The 21,835-nt window shown below is 28.7% G+C and carries 15 protein-coding genes and 6 pseudogenes; 14 read left to right on the top strand and 7 right to left on the bottom strand.

Features of this window, described 5'->3' with window-relative positions:
• Window positions 1–7: 7 nt before the first annotated feature.
• Genes nuoI through OT390_RS07920 form a run of 7 tightly spaced genes read left to right on the top strand, consistent with a single transcriptional unit; the run spans window position 8 to window position 8,504 of the window.
• On the top strand, window positions 8–649 hold the full coding sequence (nuoI, locus tag OT390_RS07950) for an NADH-quinone oxidoreductase subunit NuoI (RefSeq protein ID WP_002867592.1): 642 nt from the start codon (window positions 8–10) through the stop codon (window positions 647–649).
• Window positions 646–1,164, top strand: coding sequence for an NADH-quinone oxidoreductase subunit J (locus OT390_RS07945; protein ID WP_002867593.1), 519 nt, complete (start codon window positions 646–648; stop codon window positions 1,162–1,164). Before nuoI ends, OT390_RS07945 begins: the two co-directional genes overlap by 4 nt.
• Entirely contained in the window at window positions 1,161–1,457 is a 297-nt protein-coding gene (gene nuoK / locus OT390_RS07940) for an NADH-quinone oxidoreductase subunit NuoK (protein WP_002858466.1), read from the top strand. The genes OT390_RS07945 and nuoK overlap by 4 nt, the downstream gene beginning before the upstream one ends.
• Window position 1,458: 1 nt before the next feature.
• On the top strand, window positions 1,459–3,249 hold the full coding sequence (gene nuoL / locus OT390_RS07935; protein ID WP_032586367.1) for an NADH-quinone oxidoreductase subunit L: 1,791 nt from the start codon (window positions 1,459–1,461) through the stop codon (window positions 3,247–3,249).
• A 1-nt stretch (window position 3,250) separates the two neighbouring features.
• Window positions 3,251–4,738: an NADH-quinone oxidoreductase subunit M gene (locus tag OT390_RS07930; protein WP_032586366.1), complete on the top strand. Its 1,488-nt coding sequence runs from the start codon at window positions 3,251–3,253 to the stop codon at window positions 4,736–4,738.
• On the top strand, window positions 4,728–6,116 hold the full coding sequence (locus OT390_RS07925; protein ID WP_002867596.1) for an NADH-quinone oxidoreductase subunit N: 1,389 nt from the start codon (window positions 4,728–4,730) through the stop codon (window positions 6,114–6,116). The genes OT390_RS07930 and OT390_RS07925 overlap by 11 nt, the downstream gene beginning before the upstream one ends.
• 21 nt (window positions 6,117–6,137) lie before the next feature.
• Entirely contained in the window at window positions 6,138–8,504 is a 2,367-nt protein-coding gene (locus tag OT390_RS07920) for a flagellar protein (protein ID WP_406611483.1), read from the top strand.
• A 42-nt stretch (window positions 8,505–8,546) separates the two neighbouring features.
• Here the strand turns inward: OT390_RS07920 and OT390_RS07915 are convergent, their stop codons facing one another.
• Entirely contained in the window at window positions 8,547–10,535 is a 1,989-nt protein-coding gene (locus tag OT390_RS07915) for a methyl-accepting chemotaxis protein (RefSeq protein ID WP_406611482.1), read from the bottom strand.
• Between the two features lie 79 nt (window positions 10,536–10,614).
• Between OT390_RS07915 and OT390_RS07910 the strand changes: the two are divergent.
• Window positions 10,615–10,816: pseudogene (locus OT390_RS07910) on the top strand (MerR family DNA-binding transcriptional regulator).
• Between the two features lie 7 nt (window positions 10,817–10,823).
• On the opposite strand, the pseudogene OT390_RS07905 reads toward OT390_RS07910, so the two are convergent.
• Window positions 10,824–11,146: pseudogene (locus OT390_RS07905) on the bottom strand (ArsR/SmtB family transcription factor).
• 9 nt (window positions 11,147–11,155) lie between these two features.
• Window positions 11,156–11,260 (bottom strand): annotated as a pseudogene (locus tag OT390_RS07900) (permease); the annotation flags it as partial.
• Here OT390_RS07900 and OT390_RS07895 point away from each other — a divergent pair.
• The 4 genes and pseudogenes from OT390_RS07895 to OT390_RS07880 form a co-directional block, all read left to right on the top strand.
• Window positions 11,250–11,345, top strand: a pseudogene (locus tag OT390_RS07895) (NAD(P)-dependent oxidoreductase); the annotation flags it as partial. The pseudogenes OT390_RS07900 and OT390_RS07895 sit on opposite strands and share 11 nt — an antisense overlap.
• A 175-nt stretch (window positions 11,346–11,520) precedes the next feature.
• A pseudogene (locus OT390_RS07890) lies at window positions 11,521–12,682 on the top strand (MFS transporter).
• 57 nt (window positions 12,683–12,739) lie between these two features.
• Window positions 12,740–13,159, top strand: a complete 420-nt coding sequence (locus OT390_RS07885; protein ID WP_032581705.1) for a cupin domain-containing protein — start codon at window positions 12,740–12,742, stop codon at window positions 13,157–13,159.
• A gap of 106 nt (window positions 13,160–13,265) precedes the next feature.
• Window positions 13,266–14,021: a carboxymuconolactone decarboxylase family protein gene (locus OT390_RS07880; RefSeq protein WP_406611481.1), complete on the top strand. Its 756-nt coding sequence runs from the start codon at window positions 13,266–13,268 to the stop codon at window positions 14,019–14,021.
• Window positions 14,022–14,098: 77 nt separating this feature from the next.
• Here the strand turns inward: OT390_RS07880 and OT390_RS07875 are convergent.
• From OT390_RS07875 to OT390_RS07860, 4 genes and pseudogenes are all read right to left on the bottom strand, one after another.
• Window positions 14,099–14,437, bottom strand: a pseudogene (locus OT390_RS07875) (SAM-dependent DNA methyltransferase); the annotation flags it as partial.
• Window positions 14,438–14,650: 213 nt separating this feature from the next.
• Window positions 14,651–16,234, bottom strand: a complete 1,584-nt coding sequence (locus tag OT390_RS07870; protein WP_038813582.1) for a hypothetical protein — start codon at window positions 16,232–16,234, stop codon at window positions 14,651–14,653.
• Window positions 16,235–16,246: 12 nt separating this feature from the next.
• The gene (locus OT390_RS07865; RefSeq protein WP_002898640.1) at window positions 16,247–17,515 is read right to left on the bottom strand and encodes a restriction endonuclease subunit S; all 1,269 of its coding nucleotides are present in this window, start codon (window positions 17,513–17,515) and stop codon (window positions 16,247–16,249) included.
• On the bottom strand, window positions 17,512–19,764 hold the full coding sequence (locus OT390_RS07860) for an N-6 DNA methylase (RefSeq protein WP_002898638.1): 2,253 nt from the start codon (window positions 19,762–19,764) through the stop codon (window positions 17,512–17,514). Before OT390_RS07860 ends, OT390_RS07865 begins: the two co-directional genes overlap by 4 nt.
• A 206-nt stretch (window positions 19,765–19,970) precedes the next feature.
• On the opposite strand from OT390_RS07860, the gene OT390_RS07855 reads away from it, so the two are divergent.
• Together OT390_RS07855 and OT390_RS07850 are read left to right on the top strand one after the other, a co-directional pair.
• A complete protein-coding gene (locus OT390_RS07855; RefSeq protein ID WP_002898636.1) occupies window positions 19,971–20,555 on the top strand; it encodes a hypothetical protein in 585 nt (194 codons plus the stop codon).
• 203 nt (window positions 20,556–20,758) lie between these two features.
• Window positions 20,759–21,835, top strand: coding sequence for an NAD(P)-dependent alcohol dehydrogenase (locus OT390_RS07850; RefSeq protein WP_002898634.1), 1,077 nt, complete (start codon window positions 20,759–20,761; stop codon window positions 21,833–21,835).

The raw sequence follows: 21,835 nt of genomic DNA, 5'->3' as shown, positions 1-21,835 counted from the left end.
GTTTGATATGAAAAATTATTATTTAGTGGATGAGAAAAGAAAAACTCCTGTTAGCACTTGGGAGAAAATTTCACAAGCTTTGCGTAGAAGCGTTAAACTAGAGCTTTTTGTAGGGCTTTTTGTGATGATGAGAGAATTACTTAAGAGAAATAATAGCGCTACGATTAAATATCCTTTTGAAAAGGTAAAACTTGACAATCGTTACCGTGCTGTTCATCGTCTGATGCGTTTTATAGAAAGTGAAAACGAAAGATGTATAGGTTGTGGGCTTTGCGAAAAAATTTGCATTAGCAATTGTATTAGAATGGAAACTTCTTTAGATGAAAATGGGCGTAAAAAAGTAGGAAATTATAGTATTAATTTAGGGCGTTGTATTTATTGTGGTTTTTGTGCTGAGGTTTGCCCTGAACTTGCTATAGTGCATGGCACAGAGTATGAAAATGCGGCCGAGCAAAGATCTTATTTTGGTTATAAGCAAGATTTTTTAACTCCTATTGATAAGCTTAAAAATCAAGTTGAATTTGAAGGAGCAGGAAGTCTTAGAAAGGATGCAAATTTGTGGGTTAAAAAAACGCCAAATTATTACGATGCGATGCTTGAAAGTGCCTTAGAAAATCAAAACACACAAGAGCAAGGAGAAAACAAATGATAGAAAATTTGGCTTTTGTATTTTTTAGTGTAGTGGTTTTAGGTTTTTTTGGCATTGCGGTTTTAAGTAAAAATATGCTTTATTCTCTTTCGGCTTTAGCAGGTGGAATGGTGTTTTTATCGGGATTTTATTTTTTACTTGATGCAGAGTTTTTAGGCGTGATACAAATTATTGTTTATAGTGGAGCTGTACTTGGACTTTATAGTTTTGCGATGATGTTTTTTGATGCTTCTAAAGAATTTAAAGAACAACTTAAAGCTAAAAAAAGTTTTTTTACTTTGGTGGTTTTAAGTGCGATTTTACTTTTGACTATGCTTATAGGTTTTAAATACCAAAATATCAGTACGGATTTGCCTTTAAATGATCCTGCTTTGTTTGATTTTAATAAACAACTGGCTTTAGCGATTTTTTCAAAATATCTTTTGGCTTTTGAGTTTATAGCTATTTTACTTTTGATTGCTTTAGTGTGTGCTATAGTGCTTACTCATAAAGAGCTAACAAAGGAAAAACAATGATAGAAAAGTATTTTTTTATAGCTATTTTAATGTTTGTCATAGGGCTTGTAGGTATTTTAAAAAGACAAAATCTCATCATGCTTTTTATTTCGAGTGAAATTTTATTAAATAGTGCTAATTTAGCCTTAGTAGCGGCTTCTAAAATGCACAATGATTTAAATGGACAGGTTTTTGCACTTTTTATCATGGGTGTAGCGGCTTGTGAAGTAGCTGTTGGTGTAGCTTTGTGCGTGCTTTGGTATAGAAGAAAAGGCACTTTGGAATTAAAAAGCTTAAAAGAAGTGGAGGCTTAGTATGCAAAATTTGGCTTTGATTTCTCTTTTTAGTCCTTTTGTAGCTTTTTTGTTTGCAAGTTGTTTTGCTTTGAGTGAGAAAAAACAATTCGTAGGGATATTTTGTTCACTTCTAGTAGCTTTGAGTACTTTTTGTTCTTTGTATTTGCTTTTTTGCAATGAAGCTTTTAATGTGAGTTTGTTTGAATGGTTTGCTGGAGTAAATTTTGGTTTTGATATAGATGCTATTTCGCTTACTATGATGAGTATTGTAGGTATTGTAGCCACTTGTGTGCATTTTTATAGTATTTTTTATATGGCTCATGATGAAGGTTTTAATAAATTTTTTGCTTATTTGGGGCTTTTTGTCTTTTCTATGCTTTTTTTAGTCATGAGTGATAATTTTTTAGGACTTTTCGTAGGTTGGGAAGGCGTTGGGCTTTGCTCTTGGTTGCTCATAGGTTTTTGGTATAAAAACGATACTTATTCTTTTGCGGCTAATGAAGCTTTTATTATGAATCGTATTGCGGATTTGGGTATGCTTTTAGGAATTTTTTGGCTTTATTTGCAAGCAGGAACTTTAAAATATGATGAAGTTTTTTCCATGGCACAAAGCCTAGATCACAATGCTTTGATCTTAATCGCAACTTGTTTATTTATAGGGGCTATGGGAAAATCTGCACAATTTCCTTTTCACACTTGGCTTGCTGATGCTATGGCAGGGCCAACTCCTGTTTCTGCATTAATCCATGCAGCAACCATGGTAACAGCGGGGGTTTATTTGGTAATTCGTGCGAGTACGCTTTATGATTTAGTTCCTGAAGTTTCTTATATTATTGCCTTACTCGGAGCTTTTGTAGCGATTTTTGCAGCCTCTATGGCTTTGGTGGTTAGGGATTTAAAACGTATTATTGCTTACTCTACCTTATCGCAACTTGGATATATGTTTGTGGCTGCAGGACTTGGGGCTTATGGTATAGCTTTATTTCACTTAGCTACGCATGCTTTTTTTAAATCTTTACTTTTCTTAGGCGCTGGAAATGTAATGCATGCTATGAATGATAAATTAGACATTAAAAAAATGGGTGGACTTTTTAAACCTTTAAAAATTACAGCTATTTTAATGTGTATAGGATCTTTAGCTTTAGCAGGAATTTATCCTTTTGCAGGATTTTTCTCTAAAGATTTGATTTTGGGATATTCTTTCATTTCTTTTCACCATGGTATTTTTTTAGTGCTTTTAATCGCAGCTTTTTTAACAGCATTTTATAGCTTTAGACTTTTAATGTTGGTATTTTTTACCCCTGCAAGACATGATGAACATCCGAATGAAGCAAGTAAAATAGCACTCTTGGCTATGAGTCCTTTGATGGTTTTAGCTATTATTGCAGGATTTTTTGAACATAGTTTTTTTGAATATTTAAGCACAAAATTAGTTTTTATTGATGCACAAAATCAAATTGTAATGATTTGTGCGAGTGTAGCAGCTATTTTGGGTGTAATTTTGGCTATTTTTGCTTATAAAAATTCTTGGTTTAAGGAAAGTATTGAAGAAAATAAAATTCACAAACTTTTAAGTAATGATTATTTTATTCCTAGATTTTATCATCAATTTATCGTTTCAAAATATGAAAGTTTATGTGCGATTTTAAAGCATTGTGATCTTTATATTTTTGATAGAATAGTTGAAAAAATTGCTTTGTATTCTCAAATTATTTCACAAAAAATGATTATGCCAAACAGCTTAAACTTAATGCTTAGATTTTTGGTGGCAGCTTTTGTGATTTTGTTGATTTTGGTATGGATGGTGTAAAATGCTAAATTATTTGATATTTTTTCCTTTAATTTCTGCTTTTGTGGTTTTGCTTTTAAATCGTGGAGGCGTTAAGGTTTTTAGCGTTGTTGTAAGTTTTATGATTTTGGCTTTAAATTTGGATATTTTTGCAGATTTTTTACAAGGGGTAAGCTTTGATTATAATCTCTCTTTTAAAATTTTGAAATTTTTTAGCTTTCATGTAGGAGTAGACAGTATTGCACTTGTATTGATGCTTTTAAGTTCTTTGATGATATTTTTAAGCTTTTTATTTTTAAAGCTGGAACAAAAAGCACTTGTATCTTGTATATTCTTTTTAGAATTTGCTATTATGGGACTTTTTAGTGCAAAAGATGGTTTGTTGTTTTATGTTTTTTGGGAATTTTCTCTTTTGCCTTTACTTTATATTATGGGAGTTTATGGTAAAGATTTTAGAGCAGGGGTGAAATTTTTTATCTATGCTTTTGCGGGTTCAATTTTAATGCTTGTAGCATTGATTTATCAAGCTTATTTAAATTATCAGCTTTTAAATATCTTCACTTTTGACTTGGAAATTTGGAAAAATAATGCCTCAGCAGTAAATTTTACAGAGCAACTTTTACTTTTTGGAGCATTTTTTATCGCTTTTGCTATCAAAGCTCCTTTATTTCCACTTCATACTTGGGCACCTAAGGTTTATGCAAATTCGCCTATACTTGTTTCTGTAATGCTTGTAGTTTTTAAAATGGCTCCTTTTGGATTTTTACTTTTTTGTTTACCACTTTTTCCAGATGCGAGTGTGTATTTTATGCCTTTAATTGTAGCTTTATGTATAGTAAGTATCGTTTATAATGCTTTAATTGCTTATAGAGCAGAAAATATTAAAGAATTGATTGCTTATAGTTCTATTTCACATCTTGGTGTGATGATTTTGGGAATTTTTTCTTTAAATGCTTTGGGTATTAGTGGTGCGGTTTTTTATATGTTTGCACATGGTATTGTAACGGGAGCTTTATTTTTAATGGTTGAACTTTTATACCAAAGATATCATACTTATGATATTTCTTTTTACCATTCTTTAGCCAAAAAAGCACCTTTATTTTCAATTTTCTTTATGCTCATTTTACTTGCGAGTGTTTCTTTGCCTTTAACTGTTTCTTTTGTGGGAGAGTTTTTAATTCTTTTAGGTATAGCAAAGATTAATTTATTTTACGCTTTGTTGGCAGGTTTGGTGATTATTTTAGGAGCGATTTATATGTTCGCAGTATTTAGAAAAATATTTTTCATGCAAAAACAAAGCTTTATAGAGGGTTTTTCTTTACGTTTTAGAGAAATAGTAGCGCTTGTGTGCATTGTAGTAATGATTTTTGGACTAGGGCTTATGCCAAATATACTTTTAAAGCCGATACAAAAAGATGTGGATAATCTTATAAAAACAATGAATATTAGAGCTGTTGAGCAAAATACTTTAGATTTTTTATCTAAAATAGGAGAGGCAAATGTTAAATAATTTTTTAAATTTAGAACTTTTAAATATAAGCTTATCTTATCCATTTTTATTTTTAATTACAACTGCAATAGTTCTTTTGCTTTGCTCTGGTTTTTGGAAATTTCATCGATCGTTTTATATCGGCATAAGTTCTTTGTCTTTGATTGTAAGTGCTTTTTTGATTTTAAATAATGCAAATGCTCAAGGTTTAGAAGCAAAAGCTTTTTTGGCTACTTTAAATAATGATATTGTTTCATTTTATGCTTCTTTGGTGATTTTGTGTTTTTCATTTTTATATCTTTTAATGCAAAAAGAAGAAAATCAAGGTGAATTTTATGCTTTATTTTTATTTATGATTGCATCTTTGCTTTTGATGGTTTCAAGCTCAAATTTAGTACTTATTTTTATAGGACTTGAAAGTTCTTCTTTAGCGCTTTATACTTTAATAGCAATGCGTGGAAGTGATAATGCTATTTCAAGTGCGATAAAATACTTTAGTATAGCGGCTGTAGGAGCTGGATTTTTTGTTATGGCTGTAGCTTTTATTTATTTAAAAACAGGAACTTTAGATTTATCTGCTAATTTAGCGTTAAAAAATGAGTTTCAAAAAGATCCCATGCTTTTGGGTGCTGGAGTGATGATTTTTGTTCTTTGTGCAATCAAGCTTTCTTTGGCACCTTTTCATTTTTGGCTTAAAGATGTGTATTATGCAGCACATACAAATTTGGTTGCTTTTATTTCAGTTGTGCCAAAAGTTGCCATGTTGGTTGTGGTTATTCGTTTGTTTGATTTTTTAAATAATACAGGTTTTGAATATATCATAATAGTTCTAGCGATTTTTTCTATGCTTATAGGCGCTTTTGCGGCTTTAAGTCAAAACAATATCAAAAAAATGTTTGCTTATAGTTCTGTAGTGCATTCTTCTTTGGTTTTGATAGCTTGCATTCCTTTATTAAAAGAACAAAATTTTGATGGAATTTTGCTTGCTATTTTTGGATATTGGACTTTATTTGCTTTTGCAAATTATGCTGTATTTATGATTTTAAGTAATTATGAGAATAATTCTTATGAGAGTTTAAATGGGCTTTTGGTTAAAAAACCTTTAATTGCTTTTTGTTTAAGCATTAGTGTGCTTTCTTTAGCAGGTATTCCGCCTTTTGGAGTATTTTGGGGTAAATTTATGATTTTAAATACAGTAATTTTAAATGGATATTGGTATTTGGCGCTTTTTGTGGCTTTATCTTCTGTTATTATGCTTTATGCGTATTTAAAGATTTTAATTCATGTTTTATTTATGAAAAATGATAGGGTTTATAATATTAAGTTTAGTTTTATACAAAATTTTATTTTAGCTTTTTGTGTTTGTGTAAGCATTTTTGCTATATTGTTAATGTTATAAGAGTTTTGCTATAATTATTTTATGAGAATATTATTTTTAATTTTATTAAGTTTTTTAAATGCTTTTGCTTTTGAGCTTGTTTTAAACACGGGTCGCGAAAATAATCAAGCTTTTGCAGTTTTACATGCGAGTAATGATTTAGAATTTACATGTCAAAAATTTATTACCGAAGCAAAAGTTCATTTTGAATGTGATATTGCAGGTATGGTTGATAATAAATTAAAAGATCAGAGTTTTTCTGCTTTTGATTTAAAATTTATACAAGAAGCTCAAAAAATTAAAATGATCATTTTGCCAAAAATACAAGCAAGAATGTTTGACACTTCTCAAAATATTTATATAGATAAAGAACTCAGTTCATCAAGTTCGCATAAAAGTAAGGCTTTTACTTTTATTTTTACACCAGAACTAGCACCTATTAAAGACTATGATGGACTCGATTTTAATATCAATTTTCCACATGAGAGTTTGCCTTATGTTGGAGCTTTGGATTTAAATTCTGATCCTGTTGTTATTCCTCAAAGTGCAGATATCAATACTTATTTACGCATCAAAAAAGAATACGATAAGGCTAATTACAATCAAGTGGTGATTGATGCACAAAATGCTATCAATAGATATCGTGGCAGTATTTTTACTAGTGAATTTATACTTTATAAATTAAGAGCTCAAAATAAACTTTACACTCAAGATCCAAGCATGCGTGATCAACAAATTTTAGAAAAGATGATTGATGATGCTAAAAATTGGATGCGTACTTTTACAAGTGATAAAAATTTTTCAGAAGTTTTACATATAATGTTAAAAACTTATATCGCTTTAGCTCAGCGTGCTGATGTAGAGTATACAATGTCGATTTTGGATAATGAACAACCTAATAATTATTTTACTCAGTTATCAAAACTTGATTATGCAGATTATATTTATAATTTAAATGAAAAAGAAAAAGCTGTAAATATCTATGAAAATACTTATTTTAATACAAAAAATTTAGATTTAGCTGCAAGAGCAGCTATGAGTTTGGCAAAGAATTTGCTTTCAAATGAGCAAGTAAATAAAGCTATAGAATATATTAATACCATTTTAAAAGCCAATCCTGAATATTTTGGAAAAGATATTCCAAGATCTTTAGAACTTGCTAAATTATTTAATCAAAAGGGACAATTTGATATAAGTGCAAGTATTTATGAAGATACCTTTGCTAAAATGTCCAAACTTGATCCAAGTTATGAAGAAACTTTAAAAGATTTAGCCTTAGTTTTATCACATACTAACAGATCTAGTGATGCTAAAAAATACCTTGATTTGTATATGGATGATTATTTAGATGGTAAGTATTTAGATGAAATTAAAAAAGCAAGTGATGAGGTATTCTTTGCTTTAGGTGATAATAATGCAAGCTTTTTGCATCAGCGTTATACAGATTTAATGAAGCAATATGCAAATAAAGATGAGAATATTGCAAATAAAGCTTTAGATGAAGATGTTGCACTTTATTATAAAGAGGGAAATTTTAGTGCTATTTTAGCTTATAAAGATCTTATAGAAAGTAAAAAAATTCCAAATGCTACTCAATTTTTAGAGAAAGCAGCCATTAATGATTTAAAAAATGCCATAAAAGCTGATAATTGTATCAATGCTGCAAATATTTTTATGCGTTTTAGTGCTTATGATATAGGTCAGAAAATTGAGAATAAAAAACAAATGTTAGCTTGTCTTATCAGAACTTCTAATGTTGAACAAGCACTTGATTATATAGATAAAAATTATAATGAAGATTCTATATTTTATGGTCTTCAAAAAGCATCTATTCTTTTTGATAATAAACAATATCCTCAGGTGATCAAAATTTCTAAAGATATAGCTAATTCTAGAATTTTAAAAAGCGATGATGAGAATTTTAAGGCTTATTATTTGCAATTTTTGTCTTTATTGCGCTTAAATGACTACAATCAAGCCATTAAAATTTTGCAAATTTTAGAAAGTTTTCCAATGAATTTTAGTATGGTAGAAGCCTACGATGCTTTACTTTCTTATGCTAATGATCATAATATGCAAACAACGATTTTAACTTACGCACCTAAGGCCATTGACTATCAAAATTTTAAAGGTATAAATCTTTTTAGTCCTAATTTGGAATTTATGTATCTTGATACTTTGGCTAAAATCAATAAAAATGAAGAAAGTTTAGCTGTTTTAACAGATTTGCTTAAATTAAAACTTTCAGATGAAGATAGAGCAAGAGCTTTATATATCCAAGCCTTAACTTATGAAAGAATGCAAAATATACAAGCTGAAAAAGAAAGTTTAAAACAATGTCTTGAAATCAAAAGTGCTTCAAATTGGCAGAATTTATGTAAGAGTAAAAATCAAATTTTAAATCAATAAGTAAATTTAGAGATAACTAGCTTTTTGGCTAGTTATCTAAGGTTAAAACCTTTTCTTCTTAACATCTTCTAAGATATTATTAGCTATATCACTTACTGTACTAGAAATAATAGCTGATTCATTAGCAATTTCAACATTATCTTTAGTAGTTTGATCAATTTGAGCTACGCTATCATTGATTTGAGTGATACCTGCAGTTTGTTCTTTAATACTTTCTGCCATATCATTGATAGATTGAACAAGTAAATTAGTATTAGCTTCAATTTCTGATAAAGACTTTTGAGTTCTTTCAGCTAACTTTCTAACTTCATCAGCTACCACTGCAAAGCCTCTACCATGTTCTCCAGCACGAGCTGCTTCAATAGCTGCATTTAAAGCTAAAAGATTGATTTGATCTGCAATATCACCTATAATACCTGTAACATTTTTAATCTCTTCAGATTGAGTGATAACATCACTAGTTTTAACTGAAACATTTTGCATAGAAGAAGTGATCTCTTCTAAAGCTGCTGCAGTTTCTTCTAAAGATTGAGCTTGAGAATTTGAAGAAGTGGTTAAGCTTTGAACAGCAGTTTGTAATTTTCCACTTTCATTAGCTAAAGCATTAGCAAAGTCTGAACTTTGTTTTAGCATTTTAACTATTTCATCACCTAAAGCATTAGTAGTTAATTCTACACTACCGCTAGCATTTTCTAATTTATTTCTAAAGTCTAAGCTTTTGTATTCTTCAAAAATTTTATGAATAGCATTCATATCAGAACCTACTCTAGCTTGTAAAACATCAAGAAGTTTATTTAGAACATTTTTAAGTTCAATAAGTTGTGGGTTTCTTGGATTAGCAGTAATTCTTGCTGTTAAATTACCACCTTCTACAACTGATACGGTTTGAACTGATTCTTTAACGGCTTGATTGTCTTGTTCTAAGCCTCTTTTAGTAGCAAGAATGTTTTCATTGATAGCATTTGAGATTTGTCCAAATTCATCATTGCTTTTTACTTCTATAGTAGAAACATTTTTTGTTTTATAGTTGATAAAATCAAAGAATGAAGTTAAACCTGTTTGGATAGCTGCAAGTGGGGAGAGGTATTTTGATACGATGAAATAAAGGAGGATGACGCTAAATACTACTACAATAATGACAACAATGGCTTGAATAAATGCAGCTTTATAAATAGGTTTATTTATAATATCAGCGCTTTCGGTAATACAAGCTGTATAAGCAAAGACTTTAGTACAAGCTCCAAGTCTTTCTTCATTATTTAACTTATAAGAGAAGAAGTTGTTATCACCATTGAGTTTATATGCATTTAGAACAGGAGAATGGTCTACCGAAGGATCTAATAAAGCTTCGTTGGTTGCTGCAAATATTTTATTTTTTTGATCAAATAAAAAAGTATTTCCAGGGGTTTTTGCAACTAAATTTTGCAAATCTTCTGATGGTATATCGACACCCAGTACCCCTATGATTTTACCATCTTTATAAATAGCTTTAGAATACGTTATTACATATTGTTTTAAAACTGTATCTAAATATGCTGGTGTAACAAAAATATCATTTGTTTTTAAAGCTTCTTGATACCAATCTTTTGTCTTTATATCTAAATCATCACGTAATTCAGGCATTTTTGCATCATTAGATTTTTGACTAAGTAAAACTTTTCCATTGTTTAAACCTAAATAAACATTTAGTGCATTTATACTATGACGATAATATTTCAATATTGGACCAACATTGTTAATAATATTTTCTTCAGTGATTAAAGATTGATAAGGTAAGTTCGCGATATCTTTTTCTAAAGCTCTAGTAAAAGATTGATTTGTGGAACGGAAATCTTCAACGGTAGATTGTGTGACTTTAAGTAGGTCAGTTTGATTTTTAAGAGTGCTTTCATATAGTGAGGTTTTTGTAAAATAAAAACTTACAATACCTAGAACAATTAAGGCAAAAATTGCAATTGAATTTGCAATGAGGGAAAGTTTGATTTTAATACTATTCATTATTTTCCTTTTAATCTTTGTTATTTTTAGCATAAAACTAATAATTTGGCTATTATTTTATCACAAAAAAATAAAATAAATTTTTATTTTTATCTTAAATAAAGGAGAAAATATGGCTTATACTATAAAAAAAGTAGAAAAAGAAACAAAAATTAGTGCTCATACTTTAAGATTTTGGGCTAAAAAAGGTTTGTTTCCTTTTGTTCAAAAAGATAAAAATTTATGAAGAAATGCTTGCAAATGAAGTCGATGGGTTTAATCCAGAAAGCAAGGACTATCAACCTTGTGATAAATTGCATAAGTTTAAGGGTTGATTTTATATTAAGGGCAAATTTGGGTAATAATATTTTCATTTTTTTTAATAGCATTTTTAAGCTCTAAATTTTTGATATTTTCAAAAAGATCTAAATGCAGCTTTAAAAGCTCATTATTAATCCCATAATACGCCTAAGTTCCTTGACGCCTTACATACAAAAACCCGCATCTTTTAAAATTTTTAAATGTCTTGAAAGTCTTGATTGACCCATGTTTAAGAGCTCTTGTAGATCACAAACACAAAGTTCTTTGTATCTTAAAAGATGATGTAAAATCAAAACCCTACTTTCATCATTGATTGCTGAAATAATGGCTAAAAATTTTTGCATTTTATTTCCTTAAATTAAATTAATAAAAATTCCAAAAGATATAGCCACGCCTAAAATAATCATAACAAATAAAAATAAAAATTTTATTTTAAACATTTGTTTGAGTAAAATCAGCTACAGTGATTATGCTAGTGCTATGATAGACATAGTGCTTAATTCTTGCTATGAAAACACACTCATTGGGGTAATAAGCCTATAAATAAAAGATGCCTTATGCTTTTAAGGCATCTTTTATTTCTTTTAAATGCTTATTTTGAAGTTTCAAATTTTTCTAAAGATTTTATTTAATATAGATAAATATTTTTATTTTAGGTTATTGACTTAGACCTACTCTCATCTTTTATACTTTTAAAAATATTAATTGAAAGGATAAAATGAAAAATTTAAATAAAGCTTCAAATGCTCAAATTATTCTAGTATTTTGTTTAGGGGTATTTGGGATTTTGAGCACAGAACTAGGGATGATGGGTATAATTCCTATTGTTTCTCAAAATTTCAGTGTAAGTATTTCAGATGCGGGTTGGTGTGTGAGTATTTTTGCACTCGTGATAACTTTTTGCGCCCCTATTGTCCCGCTACTTTGTGCAAATTTCAATCCTAAAAAACTTATGCTTATTTGTTTAGCTGTGTTTATCTTAAGCTCGTTAACTTCCGCTTTTGTGGGTGAATTTTGGCAATTGCTTATTTTAAGAGCTATTCCTGCTTTTTTTTCATCCTATTTATATAGCTCTTGCTCTAAGTATGGTTACAAATTTGGTCGAAGATAAGAAAGAAATTCCAAAAGCTACAGCTAAGATTTTTGCAGCAGTTAGGTGTACCTATGACTAAGTTATTTTGGTGGAAATTTTAGTTTTAAAATGGCAATGTTATTTTTTGTATTTTTAAATACCTTATCTTTTATAGCAACTTTATTTTTTGTTCCTGATTTTAAAAAAGTAAATTCTGTAAAAATAAGCAAACAATTGCTTATTTTAAGATACCCGCTTTTATGGATTAGCATACTTTGTGTTATTTGTATAAACGCTGGAATTTGGGGTTTTTACTCTTATTTTTCTGATTTCTTACATAGTGTAGGAAAGATGAATTTTACTTTAATTTAGTATTGTATTGGCTATTTATGGTTTTTCAAATATTATAGGCAATTATATAGCCGGAAAGACCCTTGTTAAAAACGCAAATTTTACTTTGATTTTAACACCTTTAATTATGATAGGATTTTATATTTTACTTTTTAGTTTTTATAGTGAAATTATACTTATAATATTTGCCTTTATATTAGGAATTTTAGCAGGTGTGATGAATAACGGCACGCATTTTATGATAAGTTATCCCTTTCCAAAGGCTGCTAATTTTAGCAATGGACTTTTTATAAGCGTGGCCAATATAGGATTAAGCACCGGAACTGCTATTTGTGGACTTGTGATTTCTTTGAGTGATACGCGTTATATTATCGTAAATACTATTGTTTTGTTGATTTTAGGAATTATCATGATTTTTGTAAGAAGTAGGATAGAAAAAATGAAATTAAGATTTTAAATTTTTACTTGACTTAGAGTAGTTCTCATGTTTTATAATACTAAAAAAGGAGGTAAAATACAAGAATTAGAAAAAGCAGGAATTCATGGAAGTTTTAAAGGTGATAGTAAATTTTTTAGCAAAAATGTAAAAGTTTCTATGATGTTTAAATCAAATGAGTGGAGAAATTTTAGCGGGGCTTTGGTTGAATTTGAAGCCAGTGCTAGAAGTGCGTGGCATACTCATCCTCAAGGACAAACCTTAATCGTAACAGAGGGTGAAATCATCACAAAAGTTCCAGGGCAAAAAGCTTTTATAGCTAAAAAAGGCGATGTGATAAGCTGTCCTATAGGAGTAAAGCATTTTCATGGTGCAACTAATACAAGTAGTGGAGCACACATAGCACTTACAGGCGAAAAAGAAGGTAAAAATGTAGAATGGCTTGAGCTTGCAAGCGATGAAGAATATGAAAATGCCTTAAAAGAAGCAAGAGGATAAAGAAATTTGTAAATAAAACACAAAAATTTTATAAAAACTTTTATGTTTTTGGAGTATTTTAAATGCTCTTTTTTCACAAATTTTAAAAACCACAAAGGATAAAACCATGCAATTAAGACAAAAAGCAAGAGAAATTTTTGAAAAACTCTTAGGAGGAGCAAAAAAGGATCAACTTTTTGCAAGTGATAAGGAGTATTTTATCAATCACATAAATTTTACTTTTGGCGAGAGTTTTATAAAAGCAAATTTGGATACACAAAAATATTTTTTAATCGCCCTTGCTTCTACTTTAGCAGTAGGTGGAAAAATAGAGTTTAAAGCTTTACTTCAAGGTGCAATCAAGAACGATATAAGTCCTATTGTCATTAAAGAAGTGATTTATCAAGCTACGCCTTATGTGGGTTTTGCTAGAGTATGTGATTTTTTAAGTCTTTGTAATAAAGTATTTGAAAAACTAAATATCGCCTTAGTTTTAACTCCACAAGGCACTACTACGCAAGAAAATCGCAAAATAAAAGGCAGGGAAATACAAAATGCTATTTTTAGTGAAGCCAATATCACTAAAATGATAGAAACTACACCAGAAGATAAAGCTTTTATAAATGATTTTTTGAGTGCGAATTGTTTTGGAGACTACTATACACGCATGGGACTTGATCTAAAAACTAGAGAGCTTTTAACCCTTGTATATCTTATCTCACTTGGTGGGCTAGACAATCAAGTAAAAGCTCACATACAAGGCAATCTTAACATGGGGCAAAGTAGAAAAGATTTGCTAAATATCATTGCAGCTCTTATTCCATATATCGGTTATCCAAAAGCTTTAAATGCCCTAAATTTGCTTGATGATATTAAAAAGTAGAATGCAAGCAATAAATATTTATTGTAAATTGAGCTTAGAAGTTATTTGTAAATTAGTTTTTATCAAAAAACTTGCAATCATTTTAGTATGCTTTTAAGCTCATTTAGATATTCTTGTTGTGTTTTTAGATTTTCTTCTAAAGAATTTAAAATCTCTTCGCTAGTTCTTAGGATTTTTTCTTCTTTTACATTTGGATTTTTAGCACTTAGATCATAGTTTCTTTCTTCAAGCTCTTTTTTGCTAACAAGCCAAGAATTAGCAGTGATTTTTCTTTCTTTGTAGCATTTTAGAAATTCTTTAAAATGTGCGTATTCTAAAGGCTTGTTTTTAGTAAGCTTGTAAGGTGGTATAAGCTCGTAGTAATACACCTTATCATCATTTGCTTTTAAAATACTATTTAAGCCTTTTGAGAAAAAAGCACATTAGTTTATAAATTTTTTAATAAGCAACTTAGTAAAACTTTTTAAAAATACTAAACTTATGCTACACAAAAAATAGCAAAACTTAAACAAAGTTTTTAAGTAATATAAAAGAATAAAGATATTTAAGAAATCACCCAGCCTTAAATGTTAGATTTGTTTGGCAATAAGGCAATTTAATTTGGTGATTATATAAAAAATTATATTGTACTAATCATCATCTAAAATATCATAGTTATTGTTTTTTATATATGTTTTCAATTCTTCTTCTAATATATCTTCTAGCTCCGTTGGATTAGCCCATTTGTTTGTTTTATTTACTTTGATATCAAAACATCCTTGCTCTAAATTATTAGTTATTTTATTTATATATTCATTATTATGTTCGATGTTTTTTAATTCATCTATAGTTTTTTGTCTCCATTTTTCATTATATGTCAATATGATATGCTTATTTTTTAATCCTTTTGCAAAGCCATATTCATATAACACATTATTATTGTTAGTGCTACAATCAACTATAACAATATCTGCTTTCTCTATATTTTTAAATATTTTTTCTATTATATTATCATCTTGTTTTTCATTCATGATCTCCATTAACTTAAAGTTATGAAGTTTATTTGTGCCTTGAATTCTATGAATTGATTTTTCTATAGAATCTTTATATTGTTTAATATATGTTTTATTGTATTCCATGGCAACAAAAATATGTTTTTTTCTTTTTAACATTGCCATATATAAGTTAAAACTTTCATATAAATCGGCAAATTTTTTAAAATTATCTAAGTTGTAGTTAAATTTTTGTATCCATTGGTTGAACAATTTAAACTGTTCATTAAAGTTTTCTAAACTATAGTGTTTATATTTAAGATAACATGCAATACCTAATAAACCATATTTTACATTATATTTTTGTTTATGTTTATTATATGCATATATTCCATCTATTATGATCTTTGCAATATTTTGATTAAATTTTTGATTTAATATCTCGTTGATTACAGAAATTAAAACCTGTTTTTCTTCTTCATTTAAATCTTTCCATGCTTCTTGTGTGTTTTTTAAAGTATTTAATAATTGATCAGATTCTACAAATTCTTTTAATTCGTCAGTATCTGCTTTTGTAACTAAGTCAAAAATTTTATTAGATGTAACTGGCAATGCTTTTGAGTTTAATAAATAAAAATATAGATGCTCTTGAGAGTATTTTTCATTTTTAGGAACAAATAAAATACAAAAAGAAATCATTCGATTTTCACCGTTTTCGGCTACTGATAACAATGCTTCTATTCTATGATTTCCATCTAATCTATATAATCTTTTATCTTTTTTGATATCAAATTTAAAAACTGCAAAACCAAAAGTTCTCATAGTTGCAGCCGTTTCCATTGAATTTATTTGTTTCAAATCTTCTATAGCATATTTTAAACATTCCAGCTCATCTAAATTTTTATCTACATCATATGAATACAATAAAGTTACTTCAGGAAAATATATATCACTTTTAGAAGAATGATTTACATAATCTATAATTTTATTTTTATGATCTGTATCAATATCTCTTTGAAATTCTTTATTAGTCTCTGATATTTGAGCAATTGTTTTTACATCAGTAAAACCTCTAAAAACCTCTATACCATTTTTAGCTACAAGAGATTTTATTTTTTTATACTTGTCTATCTTATTATGGGTAAAATTTTTATTATCTGCAAATTTTTTTAAATCTTCAGGAACTTCTGTTACTTCTTCACAAACTCCAAGGGTTTCTCTAATCCCGTACAATTCAATCATGTTAATTCCTTTTTATTTTATTATAGTATTTTCTACCTCTAGATATAAGTCTTGTTCAAGCTTTTTAGCTTTTTGTTTATTCTCTTCTATTTTTTCATATTTTTGCTCTAATTCTTCAACTATTTTGTTTTGGATTTTAATTGGTGGAAGTGGTATTTTTAAATATTGATAAGAGCTTAAATAATAGCGTCTATGGGCTTTGCTTAAATCTATTTTGATAATTTTTAAGACTTCATATAAAAATTTTATATTTGTTTTAGTATTATCTTTAATCTTTAGTATTTTTAAAGCATCAGACTTTACTTTAAAATTAAAATCTACAAATTGAATTGCTGTTGTAAAATCATCAAATATAATCACAGGTGGATTGTTAAATATGCCAAAATCCTCATCCGTATATCCTAATATAAAAGTTTTACCAGCTGTAAGAACAGGGGTGGCAAAATTATTGCTATAATTTGTGTTTGATACTATGTATTTTTTAGGTTGTTCGTAATCTAGTATGTTTTTTAACTCAACTAACGGATAATTGCTCTTGCTTAGATCAATTTTATCACTACCTTGGTTGTGCGCGATGTCCCATCTGCTTAAATTTTTAAAAGATACGGTAGAGATTTTATCCTTTGCTATTTCTTTTGGTTTTTTAAGTCCAAGTGTTGTATATATATATGTCTCAATATCTTTTTTGATACTTTCTTCTTTAAGTTGTAATTCTTTAATTTTACTTTTAATAGTTTGAAGTTTTGTGACTATTTCTTTTTGAATTTTTAATGGTGGTAATGGAATTGTTAGCGTTTTGAGTTCGCTAAATGATAAAATTTGTCTTACAGACCCTTTTGTATTTGCCCTTAAATAACTATTAAACCATTCTGATTTTAAAACAAACACTAAATATTCTGATATTAATTTTGTTTCAACAGTTCTAAATACAATATATGCTGGACTTGTATATTTTAAATCAAATTCTTTTGGCACAATACCTATTGAGCCAACATTTACTCTATATGGATTATAAAAAATATCGCCACTATTTACTTGATAATAAGGTTGTTTTATTTTAGACCCTAATAGCGTTTCGTTAAAATACACGCCTTCTTTATTATTAACTCCTAGAATGTCAAATGTTTCGTTTGGATATAAAAATGGTTTAATTTTATTTTTATTTTCAATAATATAGTTTTTTAACTCTACTAATGGAAAATTAGATTTTAATGAATTTAGAAAATTTTTTACACTCCAAATATTCAAATCCTTAAAATTAACAATTTTTGTTTTATTCATTTTTTACCCCAAGCTATGCTGTTTTCTTTTAAAAATTCTTTAAAGTATGTATTTATACCTTTTTCTATTATTTTTTCTTCTCCCGTGTCTTTATCTTTTTCTATAATATCCATTAGCTCATTTTTGACACCCTCTCCGGTCTCACCCGTACTAGTAATTCCAACCGCTTTGGCTTCTGCCATGAAGATAGGATAATCAAAATCATTTTTTGTATTTTGATATGCTTCTTCTTCTATTTGTATTTCTAATTCTTTTAAATCTTTTCTAGCTTGTTTTTTGTCATCACTTGTATATAAAGGTGTTTTTTCATCTTTACTTTTGCGATATTTTATAATTTCATTAAGATTATCTATGGTTGCTTTATGTTTTGCTTTTAAATCTTTTGTGTGTTTAGCAATTAAGTCGTTCCATTTTTGCTGCGAAGCCTCATCAAATTTTTGAATAAATAAAATTGAACATTTAACGCTAGCTTTAGAACTTAAAAAAGTTTCTACGGGTAGCGATATAACAGCTCTTAAAAAAGCTCTACTTTCTACAAATTTTCTTACATATTCAGCATTTGGCGTATTAAACACCCCTTCGGGTAAAACAATCCCTAATCTTCCATTTGGTTTAAGTAGGTCTATACATCTATTTATAAATAAATGCTCCGTCTTATCACTTTTTAGATTTGGCTTAAGTTCAAACAATGAAGCTATCGGCTCTCCAATGTTATCTATAATTTTAAGCTGGGTGGTTTTATATCTTTCTTCCCCATATAAATCATAGTATTGTTTTATGTATTCTTCATAACCTTCTTTTTCTATCAATTCTCCTTGGTTTGTTCTGGTAAGCCAAGTATCGCTTTCTTGGATTACATCACTTTCTTCTACTTGTGAGCCAAAAGGTGGGTTTGTAAGGATGATGTCAAATTGATTTTCAAATACCCCATTTACATTTAAAAGTCCATTGTGATGGTGTATACCACCGTGACCATCGCCGTGCATTATCATGTTCATTTTAGATGTTCTAGCCATTCTATCATTTGCATCTACTCCATATATACAAAAATTTGAAAGCTCATATATGCGAGAATTTTTATTGCCTAAACTTAATTCTCTTTGTAACTCTTCTAATTTTTCTGTAAGTTTCTTTGCTTCTTCACTTGTTGGGTTTTCCAGGTCTTTAATATTGTCTTTTTTCCAAGTTTCGTATTGATTTTTTATATCTTTTTGTATGATTTCTCTAACCTTACTAAATATTCTAATTAAAAACCCGCCGCTACCACTAGCAGGGTCGCAAGAAATTTCGCCTTCTTTAGGGTCTATCATATCCACCATAAACTCAACTACACTTCTAGGTGTAAAAAACTGACCTATTTCTCCACGAAAAGTTCTGCCTAAAAATCTTTCAAATGCTATACCCTTAACATCTGCTGAGGTTAAAGATAGATTATAACTTTCCAACTCTTTTATGATTTTTAATATAGTGTGTTCTTTTAAATTAATCTTTTCATCTTTTTTAAAAATTTTATCTTTTGCAAATTCTTTTTTAGCGCCATCAAAATAACTTTCAATTGGATTTGCGTTATATTTTCTAGCTTCTTGAATGTATTCTTGATTAAATTTTTTATTTTGTCCTTTTAAAAGCATTCTTTCAACATAAACTTTCATAAATAAAATCTTAGCTATTTCATCAAATGCAGCTGCTGGATCTAGCTTTTCTATGTTTCTTATGATGTTATGGCATTTATGGAGCATATTTGCAAATTCATCTTCTTTGAAAACCAATAAATCCTTATAAAGTTGTTCTATTGTTTTTTCATCAGCCCCATTTGATGGTATGTTTGATATTTCTTGCCTATATCCTGGCACCTTATCTTTTAAAATTCGCCAAAATCTAGTTTCATAACTATTGTGGGTAATAAAAAATTTAGCATCTAATATTCTTGCATAACTCTCGCCTTGAGCGTAGTCTTTTTCGTTTATATGGATATAATCTGCCTTGCATTCAACGACAATTAGAGGGGTATTGTTATTTTGCTTATCTTCTATACTTTTCCATATAACTATATCAGCCCTTACACTTCCCTTACCTTCTTTTGTCTGTCGCTCTTCATCTAATTGCTCTAATTTATATCCATATTCGTTTACTAATCTACATACAAATTCTTGTCTAACTTTTTCTTCTGGAGTTGCAACTAGGTATTTTTTTCTAATATGGGAATATATTTTGCCTTCTTTATTATATCTAACTTCTAAAATATCCATATAAATCCTTTAAAAAAATTATTATTATATAAAATATATTTTTATAATTATATATTTTATATAAATATTTAAAATAAATTTCATTTAATTGAATTGCTTTTATATATTTTAATATTTAATACAAATCAAATTTGGATTTTAAATCTTTTAACATGTAAACGCTTTATCATTTTTTGCTAAAATATCTCAAACTAAAAAGGATAAAAATGACTCCACAGCTTAAAATAAATAAGCCAAGTTTGCAAGAAGTGCAAAATTATCTTAAATTAGACGAACATTATGCTCTACAAGAAAGTGCATTAAGAAAATTATTTACAAAAACCTATCCAAAAAATGATGATATAGATGATATTTTAATAAAAGCATCATCATTAAATGATTTTTATAGCACTAATATTTTTTCAATTTTTCCAGTTGCTAAACATATAAAAAATTTAAAAATTGATGAGAAATTAAAAAATAAAGACTTAAGCTTAGTTAGCAAAATAGCAAATATTAAAATAAATGGAGTAGATAAAAATTTTTATTCTTTTGCTAGCAAATACTGCTCACATCATCAGCCTTTATTTTTTCCTATATATGATTATTATGTAGATAAAGTATTGACACATTTTCAAAAAGAATATAATTTTTATAATTTTGAATTTAATTTGAAAAATTATGAAATATTTTGTGATGTTATAAATAAATTCATTGCTTATTATGAATTAAATAATTTTAATATAAAAGAAATTGATAAATATTTATGGCAGTTAGGTAAAGTTGCATTTCCAAGAAATTATAAAAAATAAAGCAATAAAAAACATAATTTATACAAATAAGTTATTGTATTATCTAAATAATAAAAATAAATATTAGCAAAGAAATTATCTAGTTTATTTCATGTATTTTAACACATCAAGCATTTATTCTAATTTTTAAAAAATTATTTTCTCTCTTGACTTATAGCTACTCTAATGTTTTATAATTATAAAAAACCAAAAAAGGAGCGAAAATGCAATACAAAATTTTAGAAAATAATCGCATCGCAAGTAAAGGCTATGCAATGCTTAGCAAGGATGTGAAATTCACAGCCTTTGAATTTAGCCGCCACGCTATTGGCGATAATGATATTTTGATTAAAATCCTATATGCAGGTATTTGTCATAGCGATATTCACACCGCAAGAAGCGAGTGGGGAGAAGCTACTTATCCTTGTGTGCCTGGGCATGAGATAGCAGGAGAAGTGATTGCTGTGGGTAAGAATGTAAGTAAATTTAAAGTAGGAGATTACGCAGGGGTTGGTTGTATGGTAAATTCATGCGGTGAGTGCGATGCTTGCAAACGCTCACAAGAGCAGTTTTGCGAAAATGGCAAAACCATCTTTACTTACAATAGTTGCGATGTATTTCACGGCAATGAAAACACTTATGGGGGCTACTCAAACAACATAGTTGTAAGTGAAAAATTTGCCATTTGTGTGCCAAAAAATGCACCAATGCATAAGGTTGCGCCTTTGCTTTGTGCGGGCATTACCACTTACTCGCCTTTAAAATTTTCTAAGATAAAAGAAGGTTCAAGCATTGCTATAGCAGGATTTGGCGGACTTGGTATGATGGCTGTAAAATACGCTGTTAAAATGGGTGCAAAGGTTAGCGTTTTTGCTAGAAATGAAAACAAAAAAGCCGATGCTTTGGCTATGGGTGTAAGCTCATTTTACACAAGCACTGATAAAAACGCCGTAAAAGAACGCTTTGATTTAATCATCTCAACCATTCCAACGCCTTATAATCCTGCAATTTATTTGGATTTACTTAAATTTGGTGGCGAAATGGCTATAGTTGGCTTACCACCTGTGGAAGATAAGGTAAATATAGGCATAAACGAGCTTGTACATAAGGCAGGTAAAAAGGTTTATGGCTCGCTAATTGGCGGTATTGCTGAAACTCAAGAAATGCTTGATTTTTCTTTAAAACACGAAATTTATCCAGAAACCGAGCTTATCACACCACAAGAAATCGATAAAGCTTATGAAAATCTAACCTCAGGTAAGGCTAAATTTCGCTATGTTATTGATATGACAAAAGAATAA

Source organism: Campylobacter sp. CFSAN122748, from assembly GCF_045277125.1.
Classification (GTDB): domain Bacteria; phylum Campylobacterota; class Campylobacteria; order Campylobacterales; family Campylobacteraceae; genus Campylobacter_D; species Campylobacter_D jejuni.
This window is presented reverse-complemented; position numbering and strand designations above follow the sequence as displayed.